General features: G+C 67.4%; 16 protein-coding genes and 2 pseudogenes. 5 read left to right on the top strand and 13 right to left on the bottom strand.

Annotated features, from left to right (window positions below; translation table 11 throughout):
* Positions 1–285: 285 nt before the first annotated feature.
* From ACFWXQ_RS04645 to ACFWXQ_RS04605, 9 genes and pseudogenes are all read right to left on the bottom strand, one after another.
* Positions 286–1,677: a cytochrome P450 gene (locus ACFWXQ_RS04645; protein ID WP_386267541.1), complete on the bottom strand. Its 1,392-nt coding sequence runs from the start codon at positions 1,675–1,677 to the stop codon at positions 286–288.
* A 616-nt stretch (positions 1,678–2,293) separates the two neighbouring features.
* The gene (locus tag ACFWXQ_RS04640) at positions 2,294–2,695 is read right to left on the bottom strand and encodes a hypothetical protein (RefSeq protein WP_383947835.1); all 402 of its coding nucleotides are present in this window, start codon (positions 2,693–2,695) and stop codon (positions 2,294–2,296) included.
* Positions 2,696–2,795: 100 nt separating this feature from the next.
* The gene (locus ACFWXQ_RS04635) at positions 2,796–3,914 is read right to left on the bottom strand and encodes a hypothetical protein (protein ID WP_383947838.1); all 1,119 of its coding nucleotides are present in this window, start codon (positions 3,912–3,914) and stop codon (positions 2,796–2,798) included.
* Positions 3,915–3,968: 54 nt separating this feature from the next.
* On the bottom strand, positions 3,969–4,151 hold the full coding sequence (locus tag ACFWXQ_RS04630) for a hypothetical protein (RefSeq protein ID WP_383947841.1): 183 nt from the start codon (positions 4,149–4,151) through the stop codon (positions 3,969–3,971).
* A gap of 338 nt (positions 4,152–4,489) precedes the next feature.
* Positions 4,490–4,678, bottom strand: a pseudogene (locus tag ACFWXQ_RS04625) (transposase); the annotation flags it as partial.
* Positions 4,679–4,728: 50 nt separating this feature from the next.
* Entirely contained in the window at positions 4,729–5,148 is a 420-nt protein-coding gene (locus ACFWXQ_RS04620; protein WP_383947896.1) for a hypothetical protein, read from the bottom strand.
* 37 nt (positions 5,149–5,185) lie between these two features.
* A complete protein-coding gene (locus ACFWXQ_RS04615) occupies positions 5,186–7,738 on the bottom strand; it encodes a hypothetical protein (RefSeq protein WP_383947844.1) in 2,553 nt (850 codons plus the stop codon).
* Between the two features lie 178 nt (positions 7,739–7,916).
* Positions 7,917–9,119: a DUF6545 domain-containing protein gene (locus ACFWXQ_RS04610; protein ID WP_383947846.1), complete on the bottom strand. Its 1,203-nt coding sequence runs from the start codon at positions 9,117–9,119 to the stop codon at positions 7,917–7,919.
* Between the two features lie 5 nt (positions 9,120–9,124).
* Positions 9,125–9,697 carry a hypothetical protein gene (locus ACFWXQ_RS04605; protein WP_383947849.1) on the bottom strand — a complete coding sequence of 191 codons (573 nt, stop codon included), beginning with the start codon at positions 9,695–9,697 and terminating at the stop codon, positions 9,125–9,127.
* A 901-nt stretch (positions 9,698–10,598) separates the two neighbouring features.
* Here ACFWXQ_RS04605 and ACFWXQ_RS04600 point away from each other — a divergent pair.
* From ACFWXQ_RS04600 to ACFWXQ_RS04585, 4 genes and pseudogenes are all read left to right on the top strand, one after another.
* Complete coding sequence (locus tag ACFWXQ_RS04600; RefSeq protein ID WP_383947851.1) at positions 10,599–11,873, top strand: hypothetical protein; 1,275 nt, start codon at positions 10,599–10,601, stop codon at positions 11,871–11,873.
* A gap of 217 nt (positions 11,874–12,090) precedes the next feature.
* Positions 12,091–12,222, top strand: a complete 132-nt coding sequence (locus ACFWXQ_RS04595) for a hypothetical protein (protein WP_383947854.1) — start codon at positions 12,091–12,093, stop codon at positions 12,220–12,222.
* 238 nt (positions 12,223–12,460) lie between these two features.
* Positions 12,461–12,991 carry a hypothetical protein gene (locus ACFWXQ_RS04590; protein WP_383947857.1) on the top strand — a complete coding sequence of 177 codons (531 nt, stop codon included), beginning with the start codon at positions 12,461–12,463 and terminating at the stop codon, positions 12,989–12,991.
* Between the two features lie 262 nt (positions 12,992–13,253).
* Positions 13,254–14,132 (top strand): annotated as a pseudogene (locus tag ACFWXQ_RS04585) (IS5 family transposase).
* A gap of 14 nt (positions 14,133–14,146) precedes the next feature.
* Here the strand turns inward: ACFWXQ_RS04585 and ACFWXQ_RS04580 are convergent.
* From ACFWXQ_RS04580 to ACFWXQ_RS04570, 3 genes are all read right to left on the bottom strand, one after another.
* Complete coding sequence (locus ACFWXQ_RS04580) at positions 14,147–14,440, bottom strand: hypothetical protein (RefSeq protein ID WP_383947860.1); 294 nt, start codon at positions 14,438–14,440, stop codon at positions 14,147–14,149.
* A gap of 843 nt (positions 14,441–15,283) precedes the next feature.
* Entirely contained in the window at positions 15,284–15,850 is a 567-nt protein-coding gene (locus tag ACFWXQ_RS04575; protein ID WP_383947862.1) for a hypothetical protein, read from the bottom strand.
* Between the two features lie 548 nt (positions 15,851–16,398).
* A complete protein-coding gene (locus ACFWXQ_RS04570; RefSeq protein ID WP_383947865.1) occupies positions 16,399–16,755 on the bottom strand; it encodes a hypothetical protein in 357 nt (118 codons plus the stop codon).
* A 40-nt stretch (positions 16,756–16,795) separates the two neighbouring features.
* On the opposite strand from ACFWXQ_RS04570, the gene ACFWXQ_RS04565 reads away from it, so the two are divergent.
* Entirely contained in the window at positions 16,796–17,083 is a 288-nt protein-coding gene (locus tag ACFWXQ_RS04565; protein WP_383947868.1) for a hypothetical protein, read from the top strand.
* A gap of 166 nt (positions 17,084–17,249) precedes the next feature.
* Here ACFWXQ_RS04565 and ACFWXQ_RS04560 read toward each other — a convergent pair whose 3' ends face one another.
* A complete protein-coding gene (locus ACFWXQ_RS04560) occupies positions 17,250–17,474 on the bottom strand; it encodes a hypothetical protein (protein ID WP_383947870.1) in 225 nt (74 codons plus the stop codon).
* Positions 17,475–17,536 lie beyond the last annotated feature (62 nt).

Raw genomic sequence — 17,536 nt, 5'->3', positions numbered from 1 at the left:
TCCGCCTCTCGTGTTGGTTGGGGTCGCCAACCACCTTTTAGGGTTGGTGGGCAACCGCACACCTGCAGAACTACTGGGGCTTTCGCCGCAGTCCGAGTCGCGCCTTCAGCCCGTCATAGGCCCGCACGAGGGCAATCACCCGAGCGAGGGAGCGGGGCATATATATCGGAAACATGCCGGTCCTTCCTGACCGATGACCTTCTGGGGAACAGTCCTTTCCCACCGCCACGCCGGGCACACGCCTTGCGTTCGGTCCGGCTGGAATTCGCCTGCCGCGGCGGTACTTCAGGCTCCTGACGGCGTGGCCGCCTCACTGTCCGAGCCCTCTCGGGGCCGTACGGTCATCCGCAGTGTCCTGGGGCGTACGGTGGCCCGGGCCACGGGCTCAACCGTCTGGCCGGGGTCGAGTTCGAACCGCACCGCACGGACGATCGTCACGATCGCTGTCGCCATTTCGGTACGGGCGAAGTCGTCACCGATGCACTTGTGCTTGCCGGCCCCGAAGGGGAGGAACGCCCCTGGCTGCAGGTTCTTCTGCTTCTGCGCGTCGTCCAGCCATCGGTCCGGATTGAATGCCAGCGGGTCAGGGAAGTACCGGCTGTCCCTGTGCAACGCGTGCTGGCAGTAGGCCAATTCGGTGCCGGCCGGGATTGTCCAGTCGCCGAGGCGGGTCTCCTTGACGGTGCGGCGGGTCACCAGCCACCCGGTGTGATGAAGCCTCACTGCCTCGGTGATCACGCGGTTCAGGTACGGCAGGCGCGTGAGGTCGGCGAAGGCCATGGGCCGGTCGCCGAGGACCTCGACGGCTTCGCGGTGCACGCGGGCCTCGATGGCCGGTTCGCGGGCCAGTTCGTAGAGGATCCAGGACAGCACGCTGGCCGTGGTCTCTGTGCCGGCGACAGCCAGCGTGAGGATTTCGGAGCAGATCTGATAGCTGCTCAGGGGCTCGCCGGTTTCCTTGTCCGTGGCGCGCAGGAGCATGGAGAGCATGTCGCCGGTGTTGTGGCCGGTCTCCTGGAGTTCGTCGACGGCGGTGGTGATGGTGGCGCGTACGGCGTCGCGGGCCTCGTTGAAACGCCGGTTGAAGGGCAGGGGGAGCCGCTCGACCCAGTCGGGCAGCATGATGCGGGCGCCGACCCCGTTCATCACGACCGACAGGTCATGGCGCAACCTGCGGAAGGTCGCGTCGTCGAGGCTGCCGGAGAAAATCGTTTTTGCAAGCATGTCCAGGGACAGCTTGACCATCGCCTCGCGCACGTCGAGGGTCTGGCCCGGCGTCCAGCCGGTGACCGCGGTGGCGGCCTCCTCGCGCATGATGTCGACGTACCGGGCGATCTCGGCGTGCGCGAAGGCCGGCTGGAGCTGACGGCGCTTACGGACGTGGGTCTGGCCTGCTGCGGTGACCACGGAGTCGCCGAGAAGCTGGCCCATCTTCTCGAAGAAGCGGCCCTTGTCCAGGGAAGGGCCGAGGTCCACCAGCATCTGCCTGATCAGAGCGGGGTCCTGAACGATGATCGTCCGCGTTCCGGGCTGGAGAGTGATCTCGACGAGCGAACCGTAGTTGGCGCGGAGCGAAGCGATGAAACCGAGGTTGTCGCGCATGAGCTGAGGCGCATGACCGAGCAGCGGAAGTGATCCCGCCGCCCTTTCTATGGGGGGAGGCGCTGTGAGCGTCACGGGCAGTGCTCCCTTCAAGTTCACGGGCGCATAGATCTCTTCCCTGATCCTTCCCGTGTGCAATCCGCAACGCTGCGTGTCCTGCACCACGTCGACTTGCTGGTCCTGGCCCTCCCGCTGAAGGCTCACCGGGATGATGCCTCGCCCTTCTTTATGCCGCGTCCCGCGATAGAACTCAGCGGGGAGCAGTACGCGGGCCGGGCCTGCTGCTACTGCGCCACGCCGCTGACGTCCGGCCGCGGTGTCGGCGGGAATCTCCTACGGCAGCATCGGCGTCCACGTCCTCGACATCGAGGTGTATGCGTGCCCTGTATGCGCCTACAGACCGTGGCACCCCGGGGCGCAGCGCGACGGTGCGTACCCTCGTTGAATCAGCAGCATGCGCCCGGCGCTGCACACAATCGTCTGTGCGCGCTGGTGAGCAGGGCACGAACGCTGAACCTACGGTTCGGTCAGGCACGCACGAGAGGCTCGGCGGCTGCCAGGCACGCGTCGTGGGAACGGGTCGCCGACATAGGACGCCACGACGACGATGCCGCCGGTCTCGTGGACGAGACCGACGACATCAAGGAGTGGTCCGGCGAGCTCGGCAGTGCCGCTCTCGGCAGTGCTGCTCTCAGCAGTGCCGCAGACCGCGCGCGCTCGGATCGGCGTCGAACGAGGACGGTGTGTTGACCCAGTCCGCCGGGACGTAGCCCCACCCGTCGTAGCCAGGACGGGTCCAGTCACCCTTGGTGTGGTACCAGGTGGTGTTGCCGCCGCCGTGCAGTCCACCATAGGTCCAGCAGTCGAACCAGCTGAAGGTGGACCAGAGCTCCCCCGTTATGTCCGCGTCGTGGTAGGCGCCCGCGCGCAGAATGGCGGGGGCTCCGTTCCCGCACCACAGCCGGCCGTCGCTCGCCCGAACTCCGCACTCGGCGCTGGCAGCGGCACTGGCCGAAGGGGCGGCGATCACACCGCCCGCCGTCAGGGCGAGGGCTGCCATCCAGAGGGAGAGATACTTCCTGGTCCTGGTCATCCACCTGTCCTTTTCTCACTGGTTTTCGAGTTCGACCGAAAGGTGCCGGGTGCCTGCCCGGCTCTTTCCGCAGGCCCTTCGCAGCACCGTGATGCACTGCTCAGCACTGCGCGACGCCGGGCAGTTGGTTGTCCGGACTGCTCATGTAGATGTTGCTGACATAGCCCCCGTACTGAGGCAGGTAGGCCCACCACTCGTTGGTGTAGGGCGGGACCGAGACGGTCTCCCCTCGCGTCTGGCAGCCGACCAGCACCTCGACCCCGGCGGGGAGCTGGAGGAGCGGGTCGCGGGTGGTGTTGGGCTCGGGGCGGACGTTGACACCGGAGCTCCAGGTGCCGAACCACGTGCCCGCCGGTCGTACGCCACCGGGAACGTTCAGCGAACGGGTCAGCCTGCCCAGGTCGGTGTACGCCTTGCCGTACGAGGTGCCGACGTCGTGCAGGGTGTACACGGCCACGATGGAGCGGTCACCGGAACCCACCGTCCCGGTCGTGTGCAGCGCCGGTTTCGTCAGGTCGACGGACGCTGCCTTGCCGTTGAGGGCCGACGTGGCGGGGCGGCAGGTACCTTGCTCGATGCCGCCGAAACCCGACCAGCCCTGTTTCACGGCCCACGGCTTGTTGAAGGCGCCCGCGATACCGAAGTGCTGGTCGAAGTGGTCGGTGGCGGAGCAGCGTGTGGACTGCTTCAGATTGCCCATGATCAGTTCGCGGACGCGGGCGGGCGCCGTGTCCAGCAGGTAACGGTAGATCTTCACCGTGTCCGCGGCCGTCAAGGCTGTGTAGCCCCACATGCCGTCCTGGTTGGCCGGCGGTGGGGTCGTGTTGCTGGAGAGGGACAGCTCACGGGCCATCCGGGTGACGATCGAGCCCTCGCCGTTGCGCACCCAGAATTCGCTGGCCGCGTCGTCGTCGCTGCTGCGCAGCATGGAGTTCCACTTGGCCTGGTCACCGGACGGGATCTGGTAGTCCGGGCCGCGGTTCCAGAGGTAGTCCAGCGCGATCAGCAGTTTGACCACGGAGGCCGACCGGAACTGCATGTTCGGGTTCAGCTGCTCGGTGAAGGTGCCGGTCTGCCGGTCGAAGACGGCGACTCCCGCCGTCACACCGGCCGGCACGGTGACACCGGCCGCGTCACGTGGCGCGGCCGACGCCGCGTCCGTCGCCGCGTTCGTTGCCGCGGTGGCCGAAGGGCTGAGCAGGGCGGTCATCACAGCCATGACCACGGCACACAGCACTGCTACGGAACGCCGTCTGCTCCATCGGAACATGGCTCAGTACCGCTTCGTACGGTCGAGGACGTTGCCGCCGCACACCGGCGCAGCGCGGGACATCCGCCCGTCGGGATTGTCGCCGGTGCCGTGGCCCACGGCGGCCGGGTGGGCCGCGTCCGGTGCGATGGGCGACAGGCCGTCAGCCGCCGCGCCGAGCAACCGCAGTGAACGCGAGGCGCGCATGGTGAGTTCCCCGTCTTTGTCGGTGGTGGTCCGGCCGGGTGGGCCGGGCCTGCCGAGAAGACTCACCTGGGCCGCGTTCCGGCGACAATCACTTTCGGCGTACGCCGAAAGTCCTCGGCGGGAGATTCGATCCGCCACCGGGTGGGTAGCGGGTCCGGCCGTTCCAGCCCTCCCAGCACAACCAGCCCTCGGGAGCGCCCAGTTCGCCCGATGTACATGGCAGATCAATTACCATCGCCCGATGACTTCGTCCCTTTCGAAAGTGACGTGGTGGCTCGGCCGAGGGCCAGGTCCTGACGAATTCATCAAATTCTTCGTAAGGCCATTCAGACGCCATCTCATTTGGCCAGCCTTCGGTAGCAGATGAGGGTGCAGGCGATGCTGGTGAAGGCTAGGAAATGGTCAGCTCTGCGTTCGTAGCGGCGGTGCAGTCGGCGGCATCCGGCGAGCCAGGACATCGTGCGTTCTATGGTCCAGCGGTGCCGGCCCAGATGGGTAGAGGACTCGATACCTCTGCGGACGATGCGCTGATCCGACGACCGGACAAGCAGACAGCCACCGCGGATGAGGACAAGGCTCAGGAGTCCGACTCGGTCGTGTAGCGGAAGCCGGTGGTGAGGCGCGCGGGGGATGGAGCGTCGGCCCATCCCCAGGCGATCGGGGTTCCGGGCGTCAGACGGGCGAGGCGGTCGGGGTCTGAGTATCGGAAGCGGAGTCGGTGTTCGGCTGCGGCTCCGGATTCGTCTGCCGGGACGCACTCAACGACCTGGACGTCCCCGATGAACAGGGCTGGCCCGAGGGCCCGGGCCGGGACAGGGCCGCTTAGGGTGACCAGAATCTCGACCGCTTCGGTGCGGTCCGCCAGTGCGGACCGGAAGTTCCGCGGTGGGTGCCTTTCGTACGGCTGGCGTCCGAGGATCTGGATGTCCAGCACATCGGGGAGATCCCAGTCCGGCCCGGAGGGCTCGGGTTGAGGGGAACCGCCATCGACTGACATGTTCCGGCTCCTCTCGGTGTTGGGTTCGGGGGCTCGGCTATTTGATGATCTGGAGGTCGTCGAAGGCGAGGGCGCGCTGGTCTTCGCGGTTGCAGCGGATGAGGACGGCCACGATCTGGTCCAGCTGCAGCCGCGGCTCCCGGCTGAAACACGCCGCGTGGAACCGCAGCGTCGACGGAATCGTCTTGATCATTCCTGGGTTGCGGGGGTACGGCCGCGGCAGGCCGCCCACCGCATCGGAATCCAGCCAGGACCGGGTGCCGTTGGTGTCCTCGACGCCGAGTTCGAAGCCGGTCGCTCCCTTGGGGACCTGCGAATCGTTCGTCACCTCGGCGGCGCGGATCCACAGCTCTGCGCCCACCAGGTCGGTCGGGCCGGTGAGTTCGGACCGGAAGGTCCGGCCGCTGGCGCCCGCCCGGGCGACCATGCCGATGGTCTCACCGTAGAAGGTCCCGTTGAAGGCGCCGGGGGACTGCTGGAAGGGGAACTCGGCCGCGGTCATCCCGGACGACTGGGATGTCGGCCGGCCCAGGGAGTTCTGGTTGATGGTGTTCCCGTCCTGATGATTGTCGACCGTGAGGGCTTCCTGCCGTTCAAAGGCCAGGTGGACGTGCCGGGTGAGTACGCCCGCGGGCAGCACGGAGCCGTCGAGGTAGCCGGTGGCGATGGCGTGGCCGAGCAAGGTGGACCGGTACAGGGCGCATCCGTACGCCGCGAGGATGTGCTCGTGCTCTGCCCGGGCGATGACCGCGGGCTGTGGCGGGGTGTAGAGGCTGTCGTCGTCGAGCCACTGCCGGTTGAAGAAGTTGTGGTTGGTGAAGTCGACGTACTGCTGGGACTTGAACGGCCCGGGGGCGGCCAGGTCGTAGAACTGCGCGCCGTTGTTGGGCCACACGTCGCCGTCGCCTGCCGGCAGCAGAGTCGAGAACGCGTGGCCCGGGGCCGGCCGGACGGTGGGCAGGCCGTCGAGGTTCGCCCAGTTGGTGGGGGCCAGCGAGAGGACGGACTTGACGGTGACGCCGGGGAGCGAGTGGACGTTGGGGACGATCACCACCGCCTCCCCGCCCCGGGAGTGGCCCATCAGGCCCACCCGGCCGAAGTCGATGCGGTGGTTGAACATCGAGCCCGGATCGGCGTCGACCGCCTGGAAGTGCTTGATGTTCTCGATGATGAGGTCGGCCCGGTCCTCGATGTTGGCGAACCCGCTGGCACCGTTGTTCAGGGCGTTGCAGTCGATGGACACGGCGATGATGCCCATCTTGGCGAGGTCGTGCTGGAAGTAGTCGTATCCGAGGAAGCTCGGGTCGGAGGCGGAGTGCATGCCGTGCGCCATGAAAACGATCGGCGCCCGGCCCAGCGCGGCCAGCCGCACGTTGAACGGCTGGTTCACGCCGTCGTCCTGGGCCGGGTAGTACACGCTGCCCTTGGTGGCACCGACGCTGTACTGGAGCCGGCCCACCGGGAACAGGTCGAGCCAGGACGGGTTTCCGGCGCTCGGCGGGCTCACGCAGGGCACCCGGATCTCCATGGCGTACCGGCCCTGGCAGCCTTCGAGGTCCTGGACCACATGCAGGGTGTCCCCGTAGACCACGGTCTTGGTCAGGGTCACCATCGGTCCGCCGCCCACGCCCACAGGCGTTCCGTTGAGCCACACGCGGATGACCGCACCGGGGACGAACTGGGTGAGGGTGATGTGCGCGTCCCCGGCCTGTACCGCGCCGACCTGCGGCGGGGGCAGACTGGCACAGGGCAGCACCGGTCCGGTGCCCGGCGGGCTGGGAGGGTCTTCCGGGCACATCGCCTGGGTCGCGACCGGAGGGTCCGTACTGGTGAACCCACCCAGTCCGCCGACGGCCAGCGTCCCTCCCCAGCAGCCCCAGGTTCCCAGCGGCGTGCCGCTGCGGTAGACCGTGACCTTCGCGCCGTTCACGACCCCGTGCACCACCACTTGCTGGGGACTGCTCCCATAGAGCGGGTCGACGGTCGGCGCGGGCAGCGGCTTCGGCGGGAACAGCGCGTCGTGCTGGACGGACGGCGCACTGGGGTCCCCGCACAACTCGAACCAGGCACGCACCTGCTGCGCGAGCGCGTATGCCGTCACGTCGACGCCCTGCACCGGCGCGCAGCCGTTCACCCGGCCGACCTCGGTGCCGTTGGCGGTGATCCAGACGTTTCCGCCAGTCAACAGATTGGTGACGCCGGTGCGGATGCCGCAGGCGTAGACGGGCGCGGGGTTGATCTGCGGCCGCGGCGGACCTGCGGGATAGTCCACGGTGTGGTCGCGGACCGTGACCGGCAGGGACCAGTCGCTCTGCCCGGCCACCGTCAGCTGCCGGGCGCGTACCTGCTGGGCGGTGGCCAGGGCGCCCGGAAGCGGCACGGTCACGCCAAGGGGCCAGGGAAAACCGCCGCTGACCACCGGTGCGCTGGCGCTGTCCACCTGGACCTCGATGTCGGCGCCCGGGACGTAGTCGAAGACGACCACGGCAGTGCCGCACTGGTAGAGCGGCTGGTCCACGCGGGGCGGAGAGAGGAGACGGGGATCCTCCTGCAGTTGGAGGTCCTTGCGGTCGACGATCTTGGCGTCCATGGGCAGTACCTCGACGTACCTCGACCAAGCGGTCAAAACCCTCCTCAAGGCTCCCATTGGGGTGTGCGACTGGCAACCCGGCCGGGAGGTGCCTCGCACGGATCCCAAGGAGCGCCTCGTCGGAGGAGACGAGAACGCCGGGCTCTCAGCTCCGGGTCCCGGACCGGCTGCCGCGGCGTTACGAAATGCGGTCCAGGGCCCGGGCGACGAGGGGGTCGGAGAGCTTCCGGGCAATCAGCACATGGCGGGCACGTGCGAGCGTGGGAGGGGTCTTCTCCGCGGGCGCGGCGGTGGGAGTGTCCTCCGGCGTTGGGAGACCCAACTCGCGTGCGGCGTCGCGGCGTTGCCGGGCGTAGCGGAGGGTGGCCGCGGTCTGGAGGGCCTTGAGATCGGGGAGAGCAAGGTCTGTTGCCGGATGCTCCTCGGCAAGGGCCTGGACGGCCTGGGCCGGGGCTGGACTCATCCAGGGGCGCAGGCTGTGGGCGCCGTCCAGGACCTCGGCCACCAGGTCGGAGAGGGCGTAGCGGCGGTTCCACCACGTCATCGTCGGACGCTCGGCCGAACCGCCGGTCTCGGTGACGGTTTCCCACAGGTCCAGCAGGACAGCGTGGTCGGCGCGTTCCACCTCGCGAGCGGCGAGGGCGGGCTTGGCGAGGCCGTAGCTGGCGACCAGCGCGCTCGTGCTGCTGGCTACTGATCCGATGGCGGCGAGGAAGTCGAGGGAATGACTGCCGCGGGCGGCCGTGATGACGGCGGCACCCGTGCAGAGCACGTAGGCGAGGTCCAGCGCGACGGCCACGGCGAACAGCCGCAGGCTGTCGGAGAGTTCCGGACGCTCGGGCAGCGCGATGACGCCGTCGGGACCGCGGCACTGGCGCACCGTGGCGGTGATACCGGCCACCAGGGCCGCGAGATACACCATCTCGAACGCGAAGGCGGCGGGTACATGTGCGTGGGAGGTGGCGAAGGTCAGTGGGCGGGCCGGTCCGGTGAGGCCGGCTACCCAGAACAGGACCACCATGGCGGTGATCGCCGCGGCGTACATCGGGGCCCAGACGAGGACCTGGCGGCGCAGCGCATCCGGGGTACGGCGGCGCGGATGCCACAGCAGGGTCAGCAGGTGGGCGTGGCCGACGCACAGCAGGATGGCACTGCTGACCAGCAGCGAGGGCAGGCTGGGCACGCCGGTGAAGGTGCCGACGGCCCGGTAGACGGCGGGCGCGGACAGCAGGTAGACCACGGATGCGCACAGCAGGACGGACGCCGTGATGCGCAAGGTGGTGTCCCGGTCGCTGCTCGCGGCCGCGGCCTTGGCGGTGCCGACGGTGAAACACACGGCGAAGATGACCAGGTTGACGGCCGTGAGGGCACTTTCGAGCATCAGCGTCAGATGCCGGTGCGGCGGTGGTCGAGCGACGCCGTGACCGACCCGGTGCCGGCGTCGTCGTCGTCCAGGGCCAGCCTCTGCAGCATCGACCGGGCGAACACCTCGGCGGGGTCACGACCGTGGTTGTGCTCGCCCCGCATCTTGACCGGCCGCGCGTTGGCTACGACGTCCTGGACCAGCTCGGGAGGCAAAGACTTCAGCACGTCCTGCAGGTTGTCCAGCTCGAACACGGAGTGGTCACCGAACGCGGAGCGCGTCGGCGTCGCCTTCATCAGCCCCCACCGTGTCAGGGGCCGGGTCACCCAGCGGCGCCACAGCCGAACCGGCAGCGGGGGCCCTACCAGGTCCTCGATCAGGTGCCACGACTCGTGCAGAGTGATCAGGACTTCGTGCAGGGGTTCGGCATCCTCGTGGACGTAGAGGGTGTCGACGCCGTCCCCGAATACGCACAGGCCGGTCGCGCGCGGCAGCAGCGCATACTCGACCTCGATCGGCTGGCCGCGCAGAGCGGCGATGCGATCGAGAATCGCCGGCAGCCCGAGATCGGGGCGCAGGTCGAGGCGATTGGCCACGCGGACGACCCTCCGCCGGGTCCACCACGGGGTACGGCGCTGGCGGGGGCCGGTGAATCCGGATGCAAGGTGAGAGGCCATGGCCGCTCACAGGTCCCGGATCGGTGTGACGGACGGGACACAAGAGGCTGATGCCTTGGTCCCCGGGCGCTCCGCTGCCGATTGTGCGGTGCTGCTCATCGGCGGGTACACGCTTCCCTATCCCCTCGTGGCGGGCCGTGCATGACTGGTCTACCCAGGGACATTATCAGCGGCTGCGGTCGGTTTAGCGGACGATCCGGAAGCGTCGGCCAAGGTGGCTGAGAATGACCGTTCAACTCAGCGCAGGACGTGCCGCCGTCGGCGATCCCGACCCTTCAGGCGGCTCGACCCGTGAGCGCCTGGTGCTGCTGGCATTGGCCGGACTCTCCGTGTCAGACCGTGCGCAGGGCCTGCGCAGGGGCTGGCGATGCTCGCGGGATGCGGCTTCGGCGAGACGGCTCGTGAGCTTCGCGGCCTCTGGCAGCCCCGTCGTGTCCAGCGTCCTCCGCGGCGCGTGGCTCAACGAGCCTTTCACGATGGACAGTTGGCTTCGCCGACTCGTTCACAATCGTTGACGGTGTGGTCAGTGGTGCGCGAGGATCTGGGCACATCAGAGGTCGCATCCGCAGGTTGGCTGCCTGTGCGGCCTGCCCGGACCTCATGACGCCTGATCGGCCACAACGGCCGTCGGCCTCGGTCCAGAAGCACAGAAGGTGCCGCGATGACCTACCCGCCCCACGGCCGCTCCGGCGACAGTGCTGCTGACCCGCCTCCGATCGGCTGCCCCGCGCGTCTGGACCGCGTACGGCTTACCAGCGATCTCATGGAACACGAGCTGAGCGGCCTGTACGAGACGTGGCGCACGGAGTACGGGCCGGTCGTGCCGATCGAACTGGACGGCGGCATCCCCGCTTTCCTCGTCATCGGCCGCAAGGAACTGCAACAGGTCTGCGCCGACGAGCACCTGTACACCCCGGACTCCCGACAGTGGAGCGAACTCAAGGAGGGGCGGGTATCGGACGCCTGGCCGCTCCTGCCGCAGGTCACCTACCGGGAGAATGCCCGGTTCATGAGCGGCGCCGAGCACATGCGGCTGCGCGGCATACTGGAGTCCGGGCTCAGCCAGGCTGACAGCCAGCTCACCCGCCGCGTCGTCGAGCAGGAGGCAGACCGGCTGATCGACCAGTTCTGCGAGAGCGGGCGGGCCGACATCGTCGCCGACTACGCCGCGCCCCTGGCGCTCCTGGTCATGCTGAGACTCATGGGACTGTCGCACGAGGACGGGCAGTTGTTGTTGCCGGCCATCCCTCGGCTGCTGGAGGGCGGCGAGGAATCCCAGCGCGCCAATGACGAGATCATTTCCATCCTCCAGCGCCCGGTGGCCGCGCGCCGCCGCCAGCCGGAGAAGGACCTCACATCTTGGCTGATCCACGGTCCCGTTGATCGCCATGGTGCGGACTGGCAGCCCCTCAGCGACACAGAGGTGGCCAACCAGGCCTGGCTCACCATCCTGGCGGGAGCCGGGGGCTGCACAAACTGGATCGCAAACGTGCTGGAACAGGTCGTACGCAAGACCGCGCTGCACGAACTGCTCGTCGCCAACATGGCCTCGGTCGGCGAGATCATGAACTCGACGAACTGGGAAAACCCTCCCGTCCAGAATGTCATGGGAAGGTACGCAACCCAGGATGTATCCCTGGGCAGCTGCCTGATCCCGCAGGGGGCCATGCGGGTCCTGGGCCTGGCCGGCGCCAGCACCGACCCGAAGGCCAACGGCACCCGTGAGCGCCTCTCCTACACCCTCACCAACGAATCCCACCCCGCGTTCGGCGCAGGCCCGCACGAGTGCCCGGCTGACCGGCTGGCCAAGGTCATCGTCAGGACAGCCATCGACCATTTCCTGTCCCGGTGCCGGGCCCCGTACCTGGAGAACCCCGAACAGCCCCTGGACTGGGGCACATCGATCATCGTTCGATCCCTGACCAGTCTGCCCGTGGCCTTCACCCCCAGCGCTCGAATCGGGGGCGACGAAACCGCCTCCGACTCCACTGTCGGCGCGTCACCCCGGAGCACTCACTCTCTGTTCCCGCCGCAGATGGTCGAACAACTGATACCCCACGCCTCTCAGGGCCCGTTTGTGAAGTCGCTGAAGTGATCTCCGGAGAGCCTTAGCCTGGTGGTGTGGCCGACAGTGATGGCCGGGTACCTGCCCGGTACTGCCCGGCTTGTGGTGAACGGCTTCGGTCGGATGCCGGGCCGAGGGTCCGGTTCTGTTCGGCGGTGTGTCGTTCCAGGCAGTTGCATCAGGCCCGCCGGGTGCGGGCGAGGGTGGTGGCTTTGCGGGAAGCTCGTGACGCTGCAGAGTGTCCGTCGTGCGGGACGCGGTGGACGCCGGGGGTGGAGCATCCGGCCGGGACGCTCTACTGCTCGTCGAAGTGCCGCACGAGGGCCTGGCGGCGGCGACTGGAAGCGTCCACAACAGCGTCACAGTGACGCCGATCTGAACGCTCCTTTTGCCTAACTCCAGCCGATACTGACCGAGTTGACGTCACGCCTTTAATCGCTTTCGTGGATCATGAGGGCCCGACGGCACTGCCGGGACCACGAACGCCTCCCACAGGTCAGCGAGACACTCATCACCTGGGCATCCATCACCCTCATGACCCGCCGCCTCACCTGGAAAACCAGCCAACGCGAACAAGCCTGCCGGCCCGGCCGTGCTATGGATTGCGGAGGGATGTCATGGAATCGATCATCGGCGTCGTGGCGAGCCTTGTCGGTGTCTTCGTAGGCGCCAGCCTGACCCGCCGGGCCTCCGACAACCAGCGCCGATTAACCGTCACCTTCGACCTGCACCGGGAACTACACGGGCCCGAGCTGATGCGCGCACGTCATGCCGCAGCCGAGCAGATCGCGCAGCACCCGGACCTGGACTACCAGGAACTGCGGGAACTGTTGGGCTTCACCGGGATGTCCGACCTCCGCCAGGTCATCTACTTCTTCCAGCGGCTCTGGCTTGCGATCGAGTTCGGCGCCCTGCAAGAGGACTACGTGCCGCGCCTGTTCGGAGACACTTTCTCCTGGTGGTATGACACAACGTTCCGCTCCATGCTCGTGCCCACAGGAACTGAACTGGCCCAGGACATCAGCGCCCTGCACGACTGGCTGGTGGACCATTCAACCGAGGAACAGCAACAGCGCTGGCGAGGCGCCGACCCCGACACATGGCGAAGGCGGGATCCTCAGGATCCTGACCCGGACACCCCTCACTAAACGACTCGTCGTCGGGTCAACCGAGGCGCCACCGGGCTCCGACCGTCCCGGACCTGCTGGCCGCCACCCGCCCAACATCCATCTCATCGTCGTCACGCCGACAGATCGAGCATCACATCGGGTGATCCGGAGCCGGACTCGACGCCACGACTTCGTCCAGGACGCGATCCCGCAAGCAGACCGCGGCCCCATCGATCGCATTGACCAAGGTTCTGTCCGGCGGATCATGTGACTGTCGGATTGCTGACTCGTTGTGTCTGGCATGGGGCGGGGTGATCTGACGAATGCCGAATGGGTCCGACTGGGGCCTCACTTGCCGGCGTCGGGACTGCGTGGGGGACGGTGGAACGATCACCGCAGAGTGATCAACGGGATCTTGTTCCGTCCGGACAGGCATACCGTGGCGGGACCTTCCCGAGCGTTTCGGCAGCTGGAAGACCGTCTATGAACGGCACCGGCGTTGGTCGGCGGACGGCACGTGGGACCGGATCCTGTGTGCCGTCCAGGCCGACGCCGACCTCGCGGGCCGGGTCGACTGGAGCATGGTCAGCGTCGACTCGACGTCATGCCGAGCCCATCAGCACGCGGCCGGCGCTCGCAGGAAGAAGCCATGTGTCCCGAAAAAAGGACGACGCCTCGGCACCACCGCCCCGACGAAGGACTCGGACGGTCTCAGGGCGGCCTGACCTGCAAGATTCACCTCGCCGGTGAAGGTGGCTGCCGGCCGATGGCCTTTCTGGTCACGCCCGGTCCGTGGGGCGACGCGCCACAGATGATCGAGGTCCTCGAACGGATCCGCGTACCCCGACCCCAGGGCGGTCGCCCCCGCACCCGGCCGGACCACTTGGGCGGTGACAAGGCATACAGCTCACGCCGCAATCGCCACTACCTGCGAAGACGCCAGATCAAACACACCATCCCCGAACCGAAGGGCCAACGCGCCAACCGCAAACGCCGCGGCAGTGGAGGCGGCCGGCCCACCGGCTTCGACAGCGAGATCTACAAACGCCGCAACGAGGTCGAGCGGACGATCAACCGGCTCAAGAACTCCCGGGCCGTCGCCACCCGCTACGACAAGAGGGCCTACGTCTTCCATGGCACCGTCACCACCGCGGCTGTCCGGCTATGGCTCCGGGGCTGAGCCGGCCTGCGGTCTCAGTCCCCGAGGAACCACAGGTACAGGCCCTGTCCGTCGAGAACTACCTGACCCAGCTCGATCAACTCGCGCGCGAACTCATCAGTCAGCACGCCTGCCGGCAGCCGCGGCACCTCCTCCAACAGAGTCGACACCTGCCGGTGGTTGAAAACGGTGTCCGCGTACGGCAGCAGGTGTCCCAGCATTGGAAACACTGACTGATCAAGACCAGCCAGCTCAGGGCCCCAGACCACACCGTGCTTCGCGCGGGCCTCGATCGTGCCGTTCTCGCCTCGGACCTGGAGGTTAATCACGGTCAGACCCTATGGCCTCATGATCCGCCGGACGCCACCAAGGCCACCACGACGCCGACTGACTCATCGGACTGGCTTTCTGCCGAGCGTCCCGCCGACCTGACTGGCTGTCATCACCCACACAGGTGACTGTGACTGAGGGCTTCAGTTGGCCAGTAAGCGTCCGAACTGGCCGGTTGAGATCGACGCTCCCGTGCCACAGCATCCGCACCTGTATGAGCCTCAGAGGGGCCCGGCCGCAAGCGACCCGGCCCCTCCTTAGAAGGCATCTAGCTGCCTTCAGGCATCACCGCCGAAGAGGACGACCAGCAGGGCCCAAAAAGCCTTGCTGACTACCCCAGCAGCTACAGCAATGCCGAACTGCTTGGGGCGTGACGCCCGGTCCGTGGAGTCGGCACTGCGTTTGCTATCCGCGACCACGGCCCTCACCTCCCCCCTGCCGTCGGGCCTCTGCTGGAGCATCCAGAGAGCTGCCCGATTGCTCGGCGGCACGTAGCCGCCGATGCGTGACAGGTGTCGGTTGAGTGCAACATAGGAGATACGCCAGGCTTGCGTAAGTCTTGGCGTAAAACGTAGTTCACCATCTTTGGTGTGGTGGCTGCGGCCCTGGAGCCGAACCCCATGACCGACAGCCCCCAGGGCCGGACCTCGCCCGCCAGCTCCTGCGGCTGTGCACCAGAGGTCCACATGGATCGGCAACCGCCGTCGGCTCAACTGGTCAACTGAAGCGCTCAGTCACAGTGACTTGTGGTCGGGTTGCCGGATCACATGACTGCGACCGATCGCTTCAGGCGCCGTCGTCATGCAGTCGCGGTCACAGCCAGGCCGCGCGCTCAGTCGCACTCAGCCGGATACGGGCACTACGGCCCAGGCGATCTCGCTGGGTTTTGCCGGGATCTTGTCGAGCAGGACGGGGGAATCAAAAACGCGTCCGAGGTACAGGACCTTGGTGGTGCCGTCCTTCAGTTTCATCCGGTAGGTGATCCGCTTTGTGCCCGGGTTCCACCACCACCTCGCCGCCGTCGGAGCGTCCTTGATGCAGTTCACGAAGCGCAGCGGGCCGAACGTGTTGTGCTTGGCGTTGGCGTTGTCCACGCAGTCCAGGAGCCGGTTCTGCGTATCGCGGGCGAACACGGAGATCAATGCATCCGGTTCTGTCTCACCGTCAATGCCTTGCCATACTTGGCGATCGCCGCCGTCCGCCGCTGCCAGGCACTCGAACATGATCGGGGGGTCTGTGGGGAGGTTCAGGGTGTGCAGGCACTTGTCGCCCTGCTTGATCTTGAAGTTGCCCGACGGGAACGGTCCTGGCTTGTCCGGTGGGGTCGGGGCGGCCTGGACGCCGCCGGTGGTGCAGGTGAGAAGAAGCAGCGCGCCGGTGAGCGCCACGAGTGGCTTGTGCATGGGCATGGTGCACCTTCGGATCGCACGTGATGGTCTGGGGACTCAGCCATGTTCGAGTGTCCGAACTGGTGAGCGCCCGATTGGGCCACTCCGGGGCGCGGCGCCGCCACCTGTCATCGCTCACGAACTCCGGGACGCTCCAACGGGAGCCGGGTAGGTTCGGCGTGGGTCCGTGCCGCGGTGACGGAACCGGCACGGACCCAACCTCTCGCGGCCTCGGCTGGCCTCCCCCGTCCAGCCGGGGCCGCGCTCTGTCTGTGCAGGGCGCGGGCTATCCGGCCGGCTCGTACGTCACGAACTCAAGCGGACAGCCGAGCGAGAGGTCCCGCAGGGCCGTGAGTTCGCGGCCAGGCTCCAGCGCAGCTTCGTGCCCACCCACTCCACGGCGTACTGGCAGCGCACCGCGTCGTCGGGGGCAGGCGGAAGCCATTGGGCCGGGTCCTGGTCGGACTTTGAGCGGTCGGAGCGGGCGGTGACGGCGACCAGGGACGTCTCGGCATCCTGGTCGTTGGCATACGCCTCGCGACGCTGCGGCCAACTTGCCGCAGCCGAGCTCACACCTCCGGGCTCACAACGACATCAGGTTTCCGAGTGATCAACGAAACGTTGATCACGACGCCGCACGCCCCGTCGGGCGTGTAGGACCTCATCCCGCGCACCGCCGCGGCGTCCGGGCTGGGCTGCAGCTCGATGCCCAGGTAGTCGGCCCACACTCCGAGGCGCTCTGCTCGATCGTCGTACGACAGTTCCTCACTGGTCAGTTCACCCTGGACATGACCGTCGGCGCCCACAGTCCACACGAGCGGCACATAGCCGTCGCCGGAGTCCTCGCTCCACTCGTTGTAGATGTCGCCCGTCCAGACGTTCAGCAGGTCCACGGCCGCGCGCTGGCGGTTCCGGTCAGCAGTCATGGGCCGACCGTAGGGGGTTCGTCGAAGGCGCCGGCGCGACTTGCCGGTTTCCACGGCCCCTCCGGATCAGCAGGTTGACGCACTGCACAGGCCGGACCAGACCGGATCGCTCCCGCCGAGCGAGATCATCGTTGATGATGAGCGTGTGACTATCCGCGTCAGCATGTTGATCTCTGTTTTCGGCGTCCTCGTCAGCGTGCTACTCCTCATCGTCGGGGTCCGCGAGTACCAGTCGGGAGCATCTGCTCTCTGGCCTGGGGTCGGTGGCCTCATCTTCCTCAGCGCCGTTTACGCCCTTGTGCGTGACGTGCGAAGTCTTCAGAAGTGAATCGTGCGTCCCCGTGGTCAGGCCGACGTGGTGTCCTGGACAGCGGCTCGGGCCTTGAGCGACAAGCGGTGTCGGATCCCAGGCTCTGGTCCACTTCTCGAAGTGGACCAGAGCCCACACTGAGATACAAAGCCACACGCACCAACCCGCGAAGTCAGACGCAGTCTCACGTCGAGTTGCGGGCCTGAAGCGCGGCTTCGTTCGGCTCGGGGGAGATCGCGAGCAACTCCTCGATGGTCACTGTTTCAGTCCTGATAGCAGTCTTGATCTCTTCACGGGAGACGCCGCCCACGCTGTCGGCGTCGACTTTCTTCAGAACCTTCAGGAGATCCTCCCTCTGCTGCGCCGAGAGATGCGAGAGACGCTGAACGTCGCCACTGTCGAGGGACACGGCTGTGGGGGCCACCCGAAGGATCGGGTGGCCCCCACACCGGGCTCAGGACCGGCTCCTCG

It is taken from the genome of Streptomyces sp. NPDC058697 (assembly GCF_042715345.1).
GTDB lineage: Bacteria > Actinomycetota > Actinomycetes > Streptomycetales > Streptomycetaceae > Streptomyces > Streptomyces liliifuscus.
The sequence above is the reverse complement of the archived record's forward strand: the minus strand, read 5'-3'. Positions and strand labels throughout refer to the sequence as shown.

Bases quoted from the DNA above. Each gene is read 5' to 3' on its own strand.
- ACFWXQ_RS04635 (WP_383947838.1), bottom strand. From the start codon at position 3,914: ATGGCTGTGATGACCGCCCTGCTCAGCCCTTCGGCCACCGCGGCAACG.
- ACFWXQ_RS04620 (WP_383947896.1), bottom strand. From the start codon at position 5,148: ATGTCAGTCGATGGCGGTTCCCCTCAACCCGAGCCCTCCGGGCCGGAC.
- ACFWXQ_RS04640 (WP_383947835.1), bottom strand. From the start codon at position 2,695: ATGACCAGGACCAGGAAGTATCTCTCCCTCTGGATGGCAGCCCTCGCC.
- ACFWXQ_RS04590 (WP_383947857.1), top strand. From the start codon at position 12,461: ATGGAATCGATCATCGGCGTCGTGGCGAGCCTTGTCGGTGTCTTCGTA.
- ACFWXQ_RS04610 (WP_383947846.1), bottom strand. From the start codon at position 9,119: ATGCTCGAAAGTGCCCTCACGGCCGTCAACCTGGTCATCTTCGCCGTG.
- ACFWXQ_RS04570 (WP_383947865.1), bottom strand. From the start codon at position 16,755: ATGACTGCTGACCGGAACCGCCAGCGCGCGGCCGTGGACCTGCTGAAC.
- ACFWXQ_RS04630 (WP_383947841.1), bottom strand. From the start codon at position 4,151: ATGCGCGCCTCGCGTTCACTGCGGTTGCTCGGCGCGGCGGCTGACGGC.
- ACFWXQ_RS04615 (WP_383947844.1), bottom strand. From the start codon at position 7,738: ATGGACGCCAAGATCGTCGACCGCAAGGACCTCCAACTGCAGGAGGAT.
- ACFWXQ_RS04575 (WP_383947862.1), bottom strand. From the start codon at position 15,850: ATGCCCATGCACAAGCCACTCGTGGCGCTCACCGGCGCGCTGCTTCTT.